Consider the following 16,023-nt stretch of genomic DNA (forward strand, 5'->3'; position numbering starts at 1 on the left):
ATGGCGGAACTGCCCAAATGGCTGACGATCGGCGATGTGGCCGCCCGCAGCGGTGTCCCGCACACCTCGTTGCGCTTCTACGAGGACAAGGGACTGATCGTCTCGGAGCGCACCACGGGCAACCAGCGCCGCTACGCCCGCTCCGTGCTGCGCAGGCTGGCCTTCATCCGCTCCGCGCAACGCGTGGGGCTGACCCTTGAGGACGTGCGCGACGCGCTCGCGACGCTGCCCGACAACCGCACGCCGACCAAGGCGGACTGGACCCGCTTGTCCAAGACCTGGGACAAGGAGCTGGAGATCCGCATCGACGCGCTGCAACGCCTCCGCGAGCGCTTGGCGTCGTGCATCGGTTGCGGTTGCCTGTCGTTGAAGGCGTGCGGCCTCTACAACGAGAACGACGAGCAGGCACGATTCGGCCCCGGCGCGCACAAGCTCAAACCCGCCGCCGAAGGCGGCCGCGACTAGCCCACCCAGCACTCCGCCCCCGCCGTCACTTTCCCGTTTCGTACTCATAGCCGGAAAGAGAGCGCTCCCAAATCCCGCTATGAGTACGAAACGGGATTGGTTTAGACCACGCGGGCGGAGTGAGGGGCGCGCGGGGTGTGGGGCATGGGGTGGAGTTTAGTGCATCGGAGCAGGGGTGACTAAGCGGTTGCGGCGGGGTGTTCCACTGGTGGCATGAACCAAGCACGACTCGTGAGCGTGTCGAAGCGGATGTCCCGCCACCTCCGCCACGCCCCCGAGGCCATCGGGATCACCCTGGACGCGGCGGGCTGGGTGGACGTCACCGATCTGCTCGCCGCGCTGCGCATCACCCGCGAGGAACTGGAAGCCGTGGTGGCCGGTAACGACAAGCGCCGCTTCGCCTTCGACGAGACCGGCGAGCGCATCCGCGCCAGCCAGGGCCACAGCGTCGCCGTGGACCTCGGCCTGGAACCGGCGGAGCCGCCCGCAGTGCTCTACCACGGCACGGTTGAGCGTTTCCTGCCCGCGATCCTCAGCGAGGGACTGCGGCCGATGAAGCGCCACGACGTGCACCTGTCAGCGGACGTCGAGACCGCACGCCGCGTCGGCAGCCGCCGTGGCTCCCCCACGATCCTGGTGGTCGACGCCGCCGCCATGTCCGCCGAGGGCCACACATTCCACCGCAGCGCCAACGGAGTCTGGCTCACCGCCGCCGTCCCGCCGCGCTACCTCAGCCGCACCTAACCTCACGCCCGGCGGTTGGGGCGTCTTCAAGTACCACGCACCCCACCCCCAGCCGTCTCAAACCGCCCCCAACCCCCGGACGCAAGGCGGGTTTGCTGTGGTTTACGACTTCTGGGGCGGGGGTTGGGTGTACTTGAAGACCGCCGAACCCGGGCTGGGTCAGGTGGTGGAGAGCCACCAGGCCACGGCGCCCGCGCCCGCGAGCACGGCTCCGACGAGGAGCAGGATCGCGATCAGCTTCATCGACTTCCACAGCGTGTACGCGCCACCGATGAGGAATCCAGCGAGCGCGAGCAGCGCGATGTAGACGAAGTCCATGCGCGCAGGTTAGAGCACGCCCTTGGTGGACGGGATGCCGGTAACCCGGGGGTCCCGCTCCACCGCCGCCCGCAGCGCTCGCGCGATCGCCTTGAACTGAGCCTCGGTGATGTGGTGCGGGTCGCGCCCGTGGATCACCCGCACGTGCAGCGCGATGCGCGCGTGGAAGGCCAGCGACTCGAACACGTGCCGGTTGAGCACGGCCGGGTAGTTGTTGCCGATGGTGTAACCGGCCAGCAGCTCCGGCTCTCCGACGTGCACGCAGTACGGCCGCCCGGAGACGTCGACGGCGGCGTGCGCCAGGGTCTCGTCCATCGGGATCCACGCGTCGCCGAAGCGGCGGATGCCCGAAGCGTCGCCGATCGCCTCGCGCAGGGCCTGGCCGAGCACGATCGCGGTGTCCTCGACGGTGTGGTGCGCGTCGATCTCCACGTCGCCGGTGGCGCGCACGACGAGGTCAAAGGACGCGTGCGCGCCGAGCGCGGTCAGCATGTGGTCGAAGAACGGCACGCCGGTGCTGACGTCGACCTTGCCCGCGCCGTCGAGGTCGAGCTCGACGTGGATCGAGGACTCCTTGGTCGTGCGCTCGATCTTGGCGATCCGGTTCACCGCTGCACCTCCGTTGCCACTTCCTTGCTCGCGGCCAGGAAGGCGTCGTTCTCGTCGGGGACCCCGATGGTCACCCGCAGGTGGCCCGCGATGCCGATCTCCCTGATCAGCACTCCACGGTCCAAATAGGACTTCCAAGCGGCGCGCGCGTCGCCGAACTGTCCGAAGAGGACGAAGTTCGCGTCGCTGGGCACCACGGTGAAACCCATACCGGTCAAGGCTTCCACCACGCGGTCCCGCTCAGCCGCCAACGCGGCGACCGAGCCGAGCGTGGCATCCGCGTGCCGCAACGACGCCAGCGCCGCGGCCTGCGTCAAGGACGACAGGTGGTACGGCAGCCGCACCAGCTGCAACGCGTCGACCACCGCGGGCGCGGCGGCCAGGTAGCCCAGCCGACCGCCCGCGAACGCGAACGCCTTGCTCATCGTGCGCGAGACGATCAACCGTCCACAGTGGCCGATCAGCGAAACAGCGCTGGGCTGTGCGGAGAACTCCGCGTACGCCTCGTCCACCACGACCATGCCCGGAGCCGCCGCGACCAGCCTGCGCAGGTCCTCGGCCGGGATGGACTGGCCGGTCGGGTTGTTCGGGCTGGTCAGGAAAACCACGTCCGGCTGACGGTCGACGAGAAGCGCGACGGCGGCGTCGGTGTCCAGCGAGAAGTCGGCGCGGCGCGGCGCGGACAGCCACTCCGTGCGCGTCCCGGCGGCGATGATCGGGTGCATCGAGTACGACGGCTCGAAGCCGACCGCGACGCGCCCCGGGCCGCCGAACGCCTGGAGGACCTGTTGCAGGATCTCGTTGGAACCGTTGGCGGCCCACAGGTTCTGCGTCGCCAGCGGAACGCCGGTCGCGCGCGTCAGGTACTCCGCGAGCGCCGTGCGCAGCTCGACCGCGTCCCGGTCCGGGTAGCGGTGCAGCTGCTCAGCCGCCACACGCGTCGCCGAAGCCACATCAGCGACGAGCGAAGGCGGCGGCGGATACGGGTTCTCGTTGGTGTTGAGCCGAACCGCGACGTCCAGCTGCGGCGCTCCGTACGGCGAGCGCCCGCGCAGGTCCTCGCGCAGCGGCAACCCGTCGAGAGTGAACTCCGAGCCCAGGATGCTCATGACGCACCACCGAAGCGCGCGGTGACGGCCTGGCCGTGCGCGGGCAGGTCCTCGGCGTTGGCGAGCGCGACCACCTGGGAGGCCACCTCCGCGAGGGCTTCGCGGGTGTACTCCACGACGTGGATGCCGCGCAGGAAGGTCTGCACGCTCAGCCCGGAGGAGTGCCGCGCGCAGCCGCCGGTCGGCAGCACGTGGTTGGAGCCCGCGCAGTAGTCGCCGAGCGAGACCGGCGAGTACGGGCCGACGAAGATCGCCCCGGCGGAGCGCACGCGCGCGGCCACCGCGGCGGCGTCCACCGTCTGGATCTCCAGGTGCTCGGCGGCGTAGGTGTCGACCACCCGCAGCCCTTCGTCCACTGTGGACACAAGCAGGCAGCCGGACTGCCTGCCGCTCAGCGCGGTGCGCACGCGCTCGGTGTGCTTGGTCGCCGCGACCTGGGCGGTCAGCTGCGCGTCGACCGCGTCGGCCAGCTCCTCCGAGGTCGTCACCAGCACGCTGGCGGCCTGCGGGTCGTGCTCGGCCTGGCTGATCAGGTCGGCGGCCACGTGCACCGGGTCGGCGGTGTGGTCGGCCAGGATCGCGATCTCGGTCGGGCCCGCCTCGGAGTCGATGCCGATCAGCCCGCGCAGCAGCCGCTTGGCCGCGGTCAGGTAGACGTTGCCCGGCCCGGTCACCGTGTCCACCGGCTCCAGCTCGCCGCCGTCGGTGTCCACACCGCCGTAGGCCAGCAGCGCGACGGCCTGCGCGCCGCCGACCGCCCACACCTCGGTGACGTTGAGCAGCGCGCACGCGGCGAGCACGGTCGGGTGCGGCAGCCCGTCGAAAGCGGCCTGCGGCGGGGAGCACACGACCAGCGACTCCACGCCCGCCGTCTGCGCGGGCACCACGTTCATCACAACGGAGGACGGGTAGACCGCGAGGCCGCCGGGCGCGTAGAGGCCGACCCGGGCGACGGGCACCCACTTCTCGGTGACGGTGCCACCGGGCACGACGCGCGTGGTGGTGTCGGTGCGGCGCTGGTCGGCGTGCACCAGGCGGGCGCGCGCGATGGAGGTCTCCAGCGCCTCGCGCACGGCCGGGTCCAGCTCGTCCAGGGCCCGCTTCAGCTCGGCCTCGGGCACGCGCACGCGCGCCGGACGGACCTTGTCGAAGCGCTCGGCGAACTCCAGGACGGCATCGACGCCGCGTTCGCGGACCGCGTCCACCACCGGTCGCACCTGATGCAGCACGGCGTCCACGTCGACCTCGGCGCGCGGCAGCGAGGCGCGCAGCTCGGCGGCGGAGGGAACGCGACCACGGAGGTCGATGCGGCTCAGCATGAGGGGGCAGTCCTTGCTCTCTCAGAAGGGGTCGGTGGTTTTCGCTGGTCCCAGCCTAGGCGGTAGCCCACTCGGAGCAGAACCGAGATCGGTGTGCGCTGCGTCAACCTGCCCACTCGAACGGGCTACAACCCATAGGACGCTCCTATTCCTCCGAAGTTATGTCTTGTCGACTCTCCGTGATCTGGGCCACGCTCACATTGATCACACTCCGTCAACGTTCGGAGGCACGATGTTGACAAGGACCAGGCGGGCCCTGCTCGCGGTGGCCTTCGGCGCCTGCGCGGCGCTGGTCGCCTCGATCCCCGCCACCGCCACGGCGACCCCTGCACCCGTGGCAAACCAGCAGACCCAGACCGACGACCGTGCCGTCTACCAGGTGCGCGGCACCGCGACGGTCGAGCAGCGCACGGCGGTGGCGAACACGGGGATCGACGTCCTCGGGTTCGACGGCGACGCGATGACCGTGATCGGTTCCCCTGCCGAGATCGCGGACCTGCGCGCGAAGGGCTTCAAGGTCGAGTTCCACTCGCGGCTGCCCAAGGCCCCCGACGGCCCCGGCACCAACGACTTCCCCTCCGGTTACGCCGGGTACCACAACCTGGCCGAGCTGAACACCGAGCTGAACAAGTCGGTCGCGAACTTCCCCGCGCTGGCCAAGATCTCCAGCATCGGCAAGAGCCACGAGGGCCGCGACCTCAACCTGATCAAGATCAGCGACAACGTCGGCACCGACGAGAACGAGCCGGAGGTGCTCTTCACCTGCGGGCAGCACGCCCGTGAGCACCTGACGATCGAGATGTGCCTGCGCATCGTGCAGCGCCTGACCTCCACCTACGCGACCGACGCGACGGTGAAGCGCTACGTCGACTCGCGGGAGATCTGGCTCGTCCCCAACGTCAACCCGGACGGTTCGGAGTACGACATCGCCAGCGGCCAGTTCCGCAGCTGGCGCAAGAACCGCCAGGCGCCCAGCGGCACCGACCTCAACCGCAACTGGGACTACAAGTGGGGCTGCTGCGGCGGTTCCTCCGGGAGCACGGGCAGCGAGACCTACCGCGGCCCCTCGGCGTTCTCCGCGCCGGAGACGCAGCGCATCCGCGACTTCGTGAACTCGCGGGTGGTCGGCGGCAAGCAGCAGATCACCACGCACATCGACTGGCACACCTACTCGGAGCTGGTGCTGTGGCCGTTCGGCTACACCACCGCGGACACCGCTCCGGGACTGGACGCCGACCAGCAGCGGGCCTTCGCCACCCTGGGCCGCCAGATGGCCCAGACCAACGGCTACACCCCGCAGCAGAGCAGCGACCTCTACATCACCGACGGCAGCATCGGCGACTGGATGTGGGGCGTGCACAAGATCTGGAGCTACACCTTCGAGATGTACCCGAAGAACGCTCTGGGCGGCGGTTTCTACCCGAGGGACACCGTGATCCAGCGGGAGACCTCGCGCAACGACAAGGCCGTCAACCTGCTACTGGAGTACGCGGACTGCGTGCCCAGGGTGATCGGCAAGACCTGCTGAGAGACAGCACTTCCAGGGGCGTTCCCACCAGCGCGGGTGGGAACGCCCCTGACCCCTGTGAACACATCTGGAGGACCCTATGGCCACCCGACTCGGCCTGAGAGCCGTCGCGGTCGGCGCCTGCCTCGCCGTGATCGTCCCGGCGTACGGCCTGGCCACCATGCCGGAGACCGAGACCGTCTACACGGTGGACGGCGTCGTCGGCACGGACGCGCGCACGGAGGTCGTCTCCTCCGGCGCGGACGTGCTCGGCGTCGACCACGCGGAGATGACCGTCTCCGCCCTGCCCGGTGAAGCGAAGACCTTGCGCGACAAGGGTTACCGCCTCACCCCGATCGGCGACAGGCAACGCCAGCTGGCCGAGCGCAGCGGGCCGGACGTCACGCCGAAGGACTTCCCGCCCGCCGACGCGAACTACCACAACTACACCGAGCTGACCGCGGAGCTGCAGAAGACCGCGCGCGACTTCCCCAACCTGGCCAAGGTTTCCAGCGTCGGCAAGAGCCACGAGGGCAAGGACGTCTGGCTGGTCAAGCTCAGCAACAACGTCGCGGCCGACGAGAACGAGCCGGAGACGATCTTCACCTGCAACCAGCACGCCCGCGAGCACCTGTCCGCGGAGATGTGCCTGCGCCGCATCGTGCAGCGCTTCACCACCGGCTACGCCACCGACCCCGCGGTCAAGAAGCTCATGGACAGCAGGGAGATCTGGGTCCTGCCGATGGTGAACCCGGACGGCATCGAGTACGACGTGTCCACCGGCACCTACAAGAGCTGGCGGCTCAACCGGCAGCCGAACCCGGGCAGCAGCCGGATCGGCACCGACCTCAACCGCAACTGGAGCCACAAGTGGGGCTGTTGCGGCGGTTCCTCGGGCACGCCGGGCAGCGAGACCTACCGCGGCGCCAACCCGTTCTCCGCGCCGGAGACCAAGGTGATCAGTGACTTCGTGAACAGCCGCGTGGTCGGTGGCAAGCAGCAGATCACCACGCACATCGACTGGCACACCTACGGCGAGCTGGTGATGTGGCCCTACGGCTACACCAAGGACGACACCACGCCCGACCTGAACTCCGAGCACCTGCGCGCCTTCAAGGAGCTGGGCACGCAGATGGCGACGAGCAACCGCTACAAGCCGCAGCAGGCCAGCGACCTCTACATCACCGACGGCGGCGTCCGGGACTGGATGTGGGGCCAGCACCGGATCTGGAGCTACACCTTCGAGATGTTCGGCGGCCAGTACGGCTTCTACCCACCCGATGAGGTGATCGACCGCGAGACGAGTCGCAACGACAAGGCGGTCGAGCTGATGCTTACCTACGCCGACTGCGTGCCGCGCATCGTCGGTGGCACCTGTTGATTCCACGCTCCGATCAACCCTGCTTCCTTCGGAGGTACCCCATGCGCAAGCATCGCGGCCTGTTGGTGGCGATCTGTATGGCACTGCTGTTGCCCGGTGCGATCAGCGCGGGCGCGGCACCACCCGAGTCGACCGGCGTCTACGACGTCACCGCGAAATCGGTCGAGCTGCGCACCTCCGTGGCCTCGACCGGTGTCGACGTCTACTCCGTGCACGGTGACCGGATGACGGTCGCCGCCACCAAGGAGCAGGCGAAGCTGTTGCGGGACAAGGGTTTCGCCCTGACCTTCCAGGGTGACGTGCAGGAGCAGCTGGCCGGGCTCACCTCGGGCCCCGGCGCGCGGGACTTCCCGTCCGGCTACGCGGGCTACCACAACTACGCGGAGATGACGGCCGAGCTGCGCAAGGCGGCCGCGGACTTCCCGAACATCGCCAAGCTCTCCAGCATCGGCAAGAGCCACGAGGGCCGCGACATCTGGATGCTGAAGGTCAGCGACAACGTCAACTCCGACGAGAACGAGCCGGAAGTCCTCTTCAACTGCAACATCCACGCCCGCGAGCACCTGACCGTGGAGATGTGCCTGCGCATCGCCAAGCGCTTCACCACGGGCTACGCGAGCAACTCCGCGATCAAGGGCGTCGTCGACTCCCGCGAGATCCTGATCGTGCCGAGCGTCAACCCGGACGGCGCGGAGTACGACATCGCCACCGGGCAGTTCCGCAGCTGGCGCAAGAACCGGCAGCAGCAGGCGACCGACATCAACCGCAACTTCGGCTACAAGTGGGGCTGCTGCGGCGGTTCCTCCGGCAGCCCGAGCAGCGAGACCTACCGCGGACCGTCGGCGTTCTCCACCCCCGAGGCGCAGCGCATCCGCGACCTGGTGAACTCGCGGATGGTCGGCGGCAAGCAGCAGATCACGGCGAACATCGACTTCCACACCTACTCGGAACTGGTGCTGTGGCCGTTCGGCTACACCCAGGACGACACGGCGCCCGGACTGAACGCCGACGAGCAGAAGGCGTTCTCCACACTGGGCAGGCAGATGGCGCAGACCAACGGCTACACCCCGCAGCAGGGCAGCGATCTGTACGTGACGGACGGCGACATCACCGACTGGATGTGGGGCCAGCACAAGATCTGGACCTACACCTTCGAGATGTACCCGAGCGGCGGCGGAGCCGGTGGCTTCTACCCGCGTGACACGGTGATCGAGCGGGAGACCGCCCGCAACGACAAGGCAGTGGACCTGCTTCTGTCCTATGCGGACTGTGTTCCCCGCGTGATCGGCAAGACCTGCTAGTCCAGATCCGCGACCGCTTCAAGGAAAGCAGAGACCTGCGCGGGGCTGACGAAGTAGTGCGGTGAAGCCCGCACGAACTCCGTCAGCCCCCGCTTGCTCATGTCCAGCAACGCGCCGTGGGATCCACCGGCCGACACCGTGATCCGCTTGCCGCGCAAGGCATCCTTCACCGCTCCGGCGCCGATCCCGTCGATGCTGAAGCTCACGATGCCGCTCCGCACGGCACCGATGTCGTGCACTCGAACGCGAGGAATCCCGGCCAGCCCTTCACGAAGCGCCTCGGCCCGCGCCCGCACAGCCCGCTCGATGACGTCGATCCCCACCTGGTCCGCGTACCGCAGTGCGGCGATCAAGCCCAGCCGATCGGCGACGGAGAACTCCCACAGCTCGTGCACGCGCGCGTCCGGCCGCAGCTCCACGCCGTCCGGGAGGCGCCACGTCGCCCCGTGCTGGTCGATCTGCGTCGGGCACAGGCGAACTCCGTTGCGCACAACGAGAACACCGGTTCCGCGCGGGCCTCGCAGCCACTTCCTCCCGGTCACCGCGACCAGGTCCGCGCCGATCTCGTCGACCTTGACGCGCAGTTGCCCGGCCGACTGGCACGCGTCGAGCAGCACCAGCGCGCCCGCGTCGTGTGCGGCTTCCACGGCTTCGCGCACCGGGTTCACCAAGCCGCTGTTGGTCGGCGCGTGCACCAGCGACACCAGCTTCACGCGCTCGTCCAACAACTCCCGCAGCGCGTCGAGGTCCAACGCACCGGTCTCATCGGACGGGACGACGTCAACCCGCGCGCCGACCAATCGCGCCCGGTGGTAGATCGCCACCGCGTTGCTGCCGTACTCCGCTTCGCTGATCAGCACGCGATCGCCCGCCGCGAGCGGGACCGCGGTGAACGCGTTGAGCCAGGACCGCGTCGCGCTCTCGGTGAACGCGATCTCCTCCGGTTCGCAGCCGAAGAAGTTCGCCGCGACCGCGTAGCCCTTCTCCAGGTCGTCGGCGCGTTCCGCCGCGGCCCGGTAGCCGCCGACCTCGGACTCGCGGCGCAGGTGGCTGATCGTTTCGAGTAGCACGGGTTCAGGCGGGAGCGACGAGCCCGCGCTGTCGAGGAAGATCCGCTCGCGGGCACCGGGCGTGTCGGTGCGGACGGCGTCGAGGTCGATCCCGTCGTCGAACATGGCCTCACCGTAGGAGATCAAACCCACCGCTGTACATCGTCGGCCCACACACTGAGCAACTCCTCGTCATGGCTGATCGCCAGCACACCGACTCCGGCCGTGTGAACCTCCTCCTGCACGACGCCGACCAGCGCAGCGGTGGTGGACGCGTCCAGCATCGCCGTCATCTCGTCGCAGACCAGGTACCTCGGCTTGAGCGCCAGTGCCCGCGCCAGGCAGGCGCGCTGCAACTGCCCGTCGCTGACCTCGTGCGGGCGTCGGCCGAGCAGGTCCTCGGTCAGGCCCACGCGCTCGGCCAGATCACCCACCTCCGCCGGAAAACCATTGGCTGCCAAAGGCTCCACGACGATCTCGCGGAGGGTGAACCTCGGATCAACCGACAGCCGCGGCTGCTGGAAGACAACGCCGATCGCGGTCCGCTGAGCACGCGGGGCGGCGTGCCGGAAGCGCCGCACGACCACGTCGTCGAGCGTGACCTCCCCCGCCCACGGCTCGTGCAGCAGCGTCAGCACCTTGGCCAGCGTCGACTTCCCGCAGCCGCTCGGGCCCGCCAGTCCGAGCACGGCACCGCGGTCGACCTTGATGTCCACATTGGACAGAACGGTGACACCCCTGCGGTACCCGGCGACCAGACCGGTCCCGCTCAGCACGGGCGCCTGCACGCGACGAGCCGATCACCGTGGGCCACCAGCGAAGGATCATCACCGCACGTGTCCGGGACCGGGCAGCGAGGCCGGAACGCGCAGCCGTCCGGCAGGTGCGTCAGCTCCGGCGGATGCCCGGGGATCGGCCGGAAACCGCCTTCGGGCAACGCGTTCAACAGTCCCGCCGTGTAGGGGTGCAACGGGTCGTCGAACACCTTGGCCGCCGGACCCAGCTCCACGAGCCTGCTGGCGTACATCACCGCCAGGTCGGTCGCGGAGCGCCGTGCCGCCGCGAGGTCGTGCGTGATCAGCAAGACCGCCCTGCCCTCCTCCGCCAGCCCGGCGAGCAGGTCCATCGTCCGGTCCACCAGCGGACGGTCCAGCCCACTTGTCGGCTCGTCGGCGAGGATGATCTGCGGATCACCGGCCAGGGCCATCGCGATCCCGACGCGCTGGGCCATCCCACCGGACAGCTCGTGCGGATACCGGTCCAGCGCTTGCGGTTCCAGACCAACGCGTTCAGCCAACTCGTCGACATCCTGGTCCGGCTTGAGCGCCCGCACCGCCTCGGCGAGCTGGCTGCGCGCCGTGCGGACCGGTGTGAGGTGGGTGACCGCCGACTGCGGAACGAGCCCGATCATTCGGCCACGCACCTTGGTGGCCAACGTCTTCTCATCAGCGGAGAGCACGTCCAGGCCGTCCAGCGTCGCGCTGCCACGAACTTCGGCGTTGCCCGGCAACAGCCCCAGCAGCGCCGAGGCGAGAACCGACTTCCCGCACCCGCTCTCCCCCACCAACGCGAGCAGTCGCCCCGGGCGCAGCTCGAACGACGCGTCGGTGACCGCGCGGACTTCGGCTCCGCGCAACAGGAAACGAACCGACAACCCCTGGACGATCACAGCGCCAACTCCGATCTGCGCCGCGGCACAAGGCGATCACGCCACACTGACGCCAACCCCGACACCGCGAGGGTCGTCGCGATGAGGACGAGCGACGGGAACGCCACCACCCACCACGCTCCGGTCATCACCGCCGCCCTGGACTCCGCGAGGATGTTGCCGATACTGGCCATGTGCGGTGGCAGGCCGAGCCCGAGGAAGCTCAGCGCGGTCTCGTGCCACACCGCGTGCGGCAACAACAACACCGCCGACATCGCCGCCTGCGGAACGACCGCTGGAACGAGATGCCGGTGCAGAATCCGCCACCGGGAAGCTCCACCGGAGATCGCCGCGTCGATGAAGGGCCGCTCCCGCAAGGAAAGCACCTCAGCGCGCACGATCCGCGCGACCGTCGTCCAGTGCGTCAGCGCGATCGAAGCAACCACAGCGGTCAGATTTCCCCGGTACAGAGCCACGATCACGATCCCAAGCAGCAGGTGCGGCACGGAGTTCAGCGTGTCCACGAAGCGCATCATCAGCCGATCCGGCCACCCGCCAACGGCTCCGGACAGGCCGCCGATGAGCACGCCGAGCACTGTCGAGATGACCGCGCACAGCACCGCCACCAACAACGACACCCGAAGCCCGGCAAACGCCCGCAGCAACAGATCCCGACCACCCGCGTCGGTGCCGAAGGGGTGCTCCAACGACGGAGCAAGGCGCACAGATTCGTAGTGGATCAGGCTCTCGTCCAGCTCACCCAACCACGGCAGGAACACCGCGCCGAGCACAAGGACCGCGAGCGTGACGGCTCCCCAAACCAGCCGTGGCGTGCCGGTCCGCGCCCGGCCGACGCGTCGCCACTGGTCAACCATCGACGGCCACCCTCGGGTCGAGCACCGCAGCCGCCACGTCCGCGAGCAAGGAACCGATCAGCACCGCGGCCGTCGCGAGCAACGAAAGCACCACCAGCAAAGGAAAATCCACCGCGAGCGCGGCGCGGACCACAGCGCTCGCCACACCCGGCCACGAGAAGACCTCTTCCACCAGAACCGCACCAGTGACCAGCTCAGGCACCCGAGCTCCGATCAGCGTCACGAATGGCAGCAACGCGGTAGGCAACGCATGTCTAAGCACCACAACATGTTCAGCGAGTCCGCGCGCACGGGCTCCCGTCACGTGGTCCTCCGACAACGCGGTGAGCAGCGACTGCCGAACGTGCAGCACCAACCACGGCGTCTGCGAGACGGCCAGCACCAAGGCGGGCAAGGCGAGGTGCGACGCCACCTGACCGAGAGTCGCCTCCGCACCCGCATCGGTCAGCCCCGCGACCGGGAACCACCCCAGTGACAACGAGAACACCGCGATCGCGACGAGTGCGAGCACGAAGGGCGGAATGCCTTCCAGGGCATGGCCGATCGCCGTGACACACCGGTCAAGCCAACCTCCCTGCCGCCACGCCGCGAGCACACCGAGCACCAACGCGATGAGCACCGCGAGCACGAGCCCCACGACCACCAGCAAGAGAGTCCACGGCAGGCGCTCGCCGATCACCTGCGCGACCGGCTGCCGGAACGAGCGACTCACGCCGAGGTCCCCGGACAACAACCCACCCGCCCATCGTCCAAATTGGACAATCAACGAGTCGTTGAGCCCCAAGGCTTCTCGCGCCTGCGCGATCTCCTCGGCCGAGGCGCTGAAGATCTGCACTCCGTAGTACTGGTGGATCGGGTCGAACGGCGAGGCTGCTCCGAGGAGGAACACGCCGACCGCGACGACGCAGAGCACCGGAACCGCGAACACCAACCGCCGTAACGCCAGCGCCGCGATGTCACGTGCGCGACTTCTCACCCTCGTGGAACCCAGCTCTGCACGTTCCACCACGGGCCCCAGGTCAGGCCGTGCGTGTGCGGGTCGACGACCTCCTGGTAGCCGGTCCACCCGTCGCGCACGACGTAGGTGTGGTCCAGGAAGGCCAGGAACACCATGGCGGGGTCGGCCGCGTAGGCACGCTGGAACTGGCGGTAGTAGGCGACGCGCTGCGCCGGATCGGTCTCCTTGCGCCCGGCGTCCAGCGCCGCGTCCACCTGCGCGTTGCGGTAGGAGCCGGGGTTGTTGAAACCGTTGGCGGCAAAGGAGGAATGCAGCAGCGGGTAGGACTTGAGATCCGGGTCGAAGGGGTTGCCGCCGCCGAGCACCAACGCGTCCGCGCCCATCCGCGGCTCGATGGCCTCCCAGCCGAGCCCCTCCAGCTTGACCTCGACACCGACCGCCTTGGCGTCCGAGGCGAACGCCTGCGCCAAGTCCTTGCGCACGGAGTCGCCCGCCGGGTACATCAGCGTGAAGCTCGCGCGCTGCGCACCGCGCGCACGCACGCCGTCCCCGCCCATGACCCAACCCGCCTGCTCCAGAAGCCGCGCGGCCTCGTCCTTGTCGTAACGGAACTGCGCGGTGGGCTCGACGAACTCGGGCAGTGCCTGCGGGATCGGCGTCGACGCGGGCTGGCCCCGCCCACCGAGCAGTGCCTGGATCATGCCCGCGCGGTTCATCGCGTAGTTCAGCGCGAGCCGCATCGCGCGATCACCGGTCACCGGGTTGGCCATCGGCATGACCACGGTGCGGTAGTCGGCGCTGGAGTGCTTGATGATCTGGGCGCCCTTCACGTCGGACAACCCGTTGGCGGCCAACGGCGGCAGCGCCGTACCGTCGAACTCGCCCGCCTTCATCCGCTGCGCCCGCGTGTTGTCGTCGATCGCGAAGACCACGGTCAGCTTGCGAACCTTCGGCGCACCAAGGAAATAGTCGTCATTGGCCTCCATCACCATGCGGTCGCCCTTGCGCCACTCGGTGAGCTTGTACGGCCCCGTGCCGACCGGCTTCCCGTTGAACGGCGAACGCTCAAGCGGTCCCGGCTGCGCCACCGCCTCGCTCGGCACGACGCCCAGCACCAGGCGGTGGGCGAACGGCGCGTACGGGTAGGCCAACGTGAAGCGCACCGTCGACGGCCCGTCCGCGTCCACCGCGGTGACCATGGAGTAGTTGGCGCGGACGGTGGAAGCGAACGCCGGGTCCAGCACGGCCCGGTAGCTCGCGACGACGTCCTCGGAACCGAAGGTGCTGCCGTCGTGGAACTTCACGCCAGACCGAAGCTTCACCGTCCAGGTCCGGCCGTCCGGCGACGGCTGCGGCACCTCGGCGGCGAGCGCGGCGCGCACACTGCGGTCGGCGCGGTGCTCCACCAGGCCGTCGAAGAGCTTGGAGGCGCCTTCCTCACCGAAGCCGAGCAGCGGGTTCAGCGTCTCCGGCTCATAGCCGTCCGCCAGCACCATGCTCGTGCGGTCCGGGCCGGTCTGCCGATCGGGAGTGGATGGCGTCGTGCACGCGGAGAGTGCCGCGACAGCGATCAGGGCGGAGCCGGCGAGCCGCCTACGGCGTGTGAAGAGCACGCGACGACCCTAGGAACTCCTGCCACCGCCTTGCAACAGCTACGGTGTTGGTCATGCCGACCGAAGCAGAAGCCCTGTTGCCGTACGAGGTGGCCGACTTCGCCAAGCTCGTCCGCGAGGTCCGGGAACGCCGCGGCTGGACCCACGCCCAACTGGCCGAGGCCGCCAACCTGCCCCTCCAGGCGGTACTCGACTTCGAAGCCGCCCGCATCCGCCCCTCCCTGGCCGCGAACACCATGCGCCACCTCATCGACGCCATGGACTAAACTCCCACCTCACAACGATTCACCCCGCCCCACCCCACCTCCGCTGGCGTGGCCGAAAAACCCCGTTTCGTACTCAAAGCCGCGAATTAGAGCGCTCTAAACCCCGATAAGAGTACGAAACGGGAGATCTCTAGCCACCTCAGCCGACGGGGGTGGGGAGTGGTGAGGTGGTGTAGGAGAGGGTGAGGGGGCGCTCCGAAGACGTGGGGTCGGCGAGTTCCACGCGCCACGAGCGGGCGAATTGGTTCACCCCCGGCAGCATGGGGATCGTGCCGGAGAGCAGGATCGTGCCCGGCTCGAAAAGACCGCGCGCCTTGAGCTCCGCGAGCCAGTAGGACGGCGGCAGGAGCTCGGCGAGCGTGCCGCGCTGGATGATCTCGTCGTCCGCCCACGCCGTCAGGGTCAGCTCATCGAGGCGGGCCTCCACGTCGGACAACCGCCACGCCCGCGTGCCCAGCACGTCCGGAGCGGCCTGCTTGCTCCACGCGACACCGTGCACCTCCAGATCGCGGTCGGTGTGATCGCACGCGACCGTCAGCAGCACGTCGTCTTCCGTCACGATCAGCGCCCACTCCGCCTCACCCGAGGTCTTCCCGTGCTGCACCGGCACGCTCGTGGCCTGCTGCGCCAGGTACGGCGCCACCGGGTACAGGCACGGAGTGGTCGAGGGCGCGGGCACGCCCAGGTCGGCCAGCTCGGCGACGTGGGCGGCCACGTCCTCCTGGCTCCGGCCCGCGTAACCACCGTTGAGCAGGTACTTCACCGCCACGGGAACCTGGGAGCCGTCGGGCAGCTCGAACACCAGCTCGGTCACGGTCGACCCACCTCCACTTGCGCATACGTGTTGTATACAGTCAGTAT

General features: G+C 69.0%; 17 protein-coding genes. 6 read left to right on the forward strand and 11 right to left on the reverse strand.

The features are described from left to right. Together soxR and NLX83_RS00345 are read left to right on the forward strand one after the other, a co-directional pair. The gene (gene soxR / locus NLX83_RS00340; protein ID WP_254232844.1) at positions 1-465 is read left to right on the forward strand and encodes a redox-sensitive transcriptional activator SoxR; all 465 of its coding nucleotides are present in this window, start codon (positions 1-3) and stop codon (positions 463-465) included. Positions 466-678: 213 nt separating this feature from the next. Continuing rightward, a complete protein-coding gene (locus NLX83_RS00345; RefSeq protein ID WP_254232845.1) occupies positions 679-1,209 on the forward strand; it encodes an RNA 2'-phosphotransferase in 531 nt (176 codons plus the stop codon). Positions 1,210-1,368: 159 nt separating this feature from the next. Here the strand turns inward: NLX83_RS00345 and NLX83_RS00350 are convergent, their stop codons facing one another. From NLX83_RS00350 to hisD, 4 genes are read right to left on the reverse strand one after another with little or no spacing between them, the layout of a single operon-like run. Further along, entirely contained in the window at positions 1,369-1,527 is a 159-nt protein-coding gene (locus NLX83_RS00350; protein ID WP_254232846.1) for a hypothetical protein, read from the reverse strand. 9 nt (positions 1,528-1,536) lie between these two features. Next, a complete protein-coding gene (gene hisB, locus NLX83_RS00355) occupies positions 1,537-2,136 on the reverse strand; it encodes an imidazoleglycerol-phosphate dehydratase HisB (protein WP_254232847.1) in 600 nt (199 codons plus the stop codon). Further along, complete coding sequence (locus tag NLX83_RS00360) at positions 2,133-3,245, reverse strand: histidinol-phosphate transaminase (RefSeq protein WP_254232848.1); 1,113 nt, start codon at positions 3,243-3,245, stop codon at positions 2,133-2,135. The genes hisB and NLX83_RS00360 overlap by 4 nt, the downstream gene beginning before the upstream one ends. Next, entirely contained in the window at positions 3,242-4,564 is a 1,323-nt protein-coding gene (hisD, locus tag NLX83_RS00365; protein ID WP_254232849.1) for a histidinol dehydrogenase, read from the reverse strand. The genes NLX83_RS00360 and hisD overlap by 4 nt, the downstream gene beginning before the upstream one ends. Before the next feature lie 232 nt (positions 4,565-4,796). Between hisD and NLX83_RS00370 the strand changes: the two genes are divergently transcribed. The 3 genes from NLX83_RS00370 (at position 4,797) to NLX83_RS00380 (ending at position 8,753) form a co-directional block, all read left to right on the forward strand. Further along, positions 4,797-6,092: a M14 family metallopeptidase gene (locus NLX83_RS00370; RefSeq protein ID WP_254232850.1), complete on the forward strand. Its 1,296-nt coding sequence runs from the start codon at positions 4,797-4,799 to the stop codon at positions 6,090-6,092. A gap of 79 nt (positions 6,093-6,171) precedes the next feature. Then, a complete protein-coding gene (locus NLX83_RS00375) occupies positions 6,172-7,452 on the forward strand; it encodes a M14 family metallopeptidase (RefSeq protein ID WP_254232851.1) in 1,281 nt (426 codons plus the stop codon). A 41-nt stretch (positions 7,453-7,493) separates the two neighbouring features. Further along, positions 7,494-8,753, forward strand: a complete 1,260-nt coding sequence (locus tag NLX83_RS00380; protein WP_374118611.1) for a M14 family metallopeptidase — start codon at positions 7,494-7,496, stop codon at positions 8,751-8,753. On the opposite strand, the gene NLX83_RS00385 is transcribed toward NLX83_RS00380, so the two are convergent. The 6 genes from NLX83_RS00385 to NLX83_RS00410 are packed head-to-tail and all read right to left on the reverse strand — an operon-like array spanning position 8,750 to position 14,896. Next, entirely contained in the window at positions 8,750-9,928 is a 1,179-nt protein-coding gene (locus NLX83_RS00385) for an aminotransferase class V-fold PLP-dependent enzyme (protein ID WP_254232852.1), read from the reverse strand. The genes NLX83_RS00380 and NLX83_RS00385 overlap by 4 nt on opposite strands. A 17-nt stretch (positions 9,929-9,945) precedes the next feature. Next, complete coding sequence (locus tag NLX83_RS00390; protein WP_254232853.1) at positions 9,946-10,590, reverse strand: ABC transporter ATP-binding protein; 645 nt, start codon at positions 10,588-10,590, stop codon at positions 9,946-9,948. Next, on the reverse strand, positions 10,572-11,471 hold the full coding sequence (locus NLX83_RS00395; RefSeq protein WP_254232854.1) for an ABC transporter ATP-binding protein: 900 nt from the start codon (positions 11,469-11,471) through the stop codon (positions 10,572-10,574). The genes NLX83_RS00390 and NLX83_RS00395 overlap by 19 nt, the downstream gene beginning before the upstream one ends. Further along, positions 11,468-12,325 (reverse strand): ABC transporter permease, encoded by an 858-nt coding sequence (locus NLX83_RS00400; RefSeq protein WP_254232855.1) that lies wholly within the window; start codon positions 12,323-12,325, stop codon positions 11,468-11,470. Before NLX83_RS00400 ends, NLX83_RS00395 begins: the two co-directional genes overlap by 4 nt. Continuing rightward, positions 12,318-13,301 (reverse strand): ABC transporter permease, encoded by a 984-nt coding sequence (locus NLX83_RS00405; RefSeq protein ID WP_254232856.1) that lies wholly within the window; start codon positions 13,299-13,301, stop codon positions 12,318-12,320. The genes NLX83_RS00400 and NLX83_RS00405 overlap by 8 nt, the downstream gene beginning before the upstream one ends. Further along, positions 13,298-14,896 carry an ABC transporter substrate-binding protein gene (locus NLX83_RS00410; protein WP_254232857.1) on the reverse strand — a complete coding sequence of 533 codons (1,599 nt, stop codon included), beginning with the start codon at positions 14,894-14,896 and terminating at the stop codon, positions 13,298-13,300. The genes NLX83_RS00405 and NLX83_RS00410 overlap by 4 nt, the downstream gene beginning before the upstream one ends. Positions 14,897-14,949: 53 nt before the next feature. On the opposite strand from NLX83_RS00410, the gene NLX83_RS00415 reads away from it, so the two are divergent. Then, positions 14,950-15,162: a helix-turn-helix domain-containing protein gene (locus NLX83_RS00415; RefSeq protein WP_254232858.1), complete on the forward strand. Its 213-nt coding sequence runs from the start codon at positions 14,950-14,952 to the stop codon at positions 15,160-15,162. Positions 15,163-15,301: 139 nt separating this feature from the next. Here NLX83_RS00415 and NLX83_RS00420 read toward each other — a convergent pair whose 3' ends face one another. Beyond that, positions 15,302-15,976, reverse strand: a complete 675-nt coding sequence (locus tag NLX83_RS00420; protein ID WP_254232859.1) for a DUF2848 domain-containing protein — start codon at positions 15,974-15,976, stop codon at positions 15,302-15,304. Between the last annotated feature and the right edge of the window lie 47 nt (positions 15,977-16,023).

The organism is Allokutzneria sp. A3M-2-11 16, assembly GCF_024213555.1.
In the GTDB taxonomy this organism is placed as follows: Bacteria; Actinomycetota; Actinomycetes; order Mycobacteriales; family Pseudonocardiaceae; genus Allokutzneria.

Excerpts from the sequence above, each read along its gene's own strand:
- NLX83_RS00345 (WP_254232845.1), top strand. The coding sequence starts at position 679 with ATGAACCAAGCACGACTCGTGAGCGTGTCGAAGCGGATGTCCCGCCAC.
- NLX83_RS00415 (WP_254232858.1), top strand. The coding sequence starts at position 14,950 with ATGCCGACCGAAGCAGAAGCCCTGTTGCCGTACGAGGTGGCCGACTTC.
- NLX83_RS00380 (WP_374118611.1), top strand. The coding sequence starts at position 7,494 with ATGCGCAAGCATCGCGGCCTGTTGGTGGCGATCTGTATGGCACTGCTG.
- NLX83_RS00375 (WP_254232851.1), top strand. The coding sequence starts at position 6,172 with ATGGCCACCCGACTCGGCCTGAGAGCCGTCGCGGTCGGCGCCTGCCTC.
- NLX83_RS00385 (WP_254232852.1), bottom strand. The coding sequence starts at position 9,928 with ATGTTCGACGACGGGATCGACCTCGACGCCGTCCGCACCGACACGCCC.
- soxR (WP_254232844.1), top strand. The coding sequence starts at position 1 with ATGGCGGAACTGCCCAAATGGCTGACGATCGGCGATGTGGCCGCCCGC.
- hisD (WP_254232849.1), bottom strand. The coding sequence starts at position 4,564 with ATGCTGAGCCGCATCGACCTCCGTGGTCGCGTTCCCTCCGCCGCCGAG.
- NLX83_RS00370 (WP_254232850.1), top strand. The coding sequence starts at position 4,797 with ATGTTGACAAGGACCAGGCGGGCCCTGCTCGCGGTGGCCTTCGGCGCC.
- NLX83_RS00400 (WP_254232855.1), bottom strand. The coding sequence starts at position 12,325 with ATGGTTGACCAGTGGCGACGCGTCGGCCGGGCGCGGACCGGCACGCCA.
- NLX83_RS00350 (WP_254232846.1), bottom strand. The coding sequence starts at position 1,527 with ATGGACTTCGTCTACATCGCGCTGCTCGCGCTCGCTGGATTCCTCATC.
- NLX83_RS00360 (WP_254232848.1), bottom strand. The coding sequence starts at position 3,245 with ATGAGCATCCTGGGCTCGGAGTTCACTCTCGACGGGTTGCCGCTGCGC.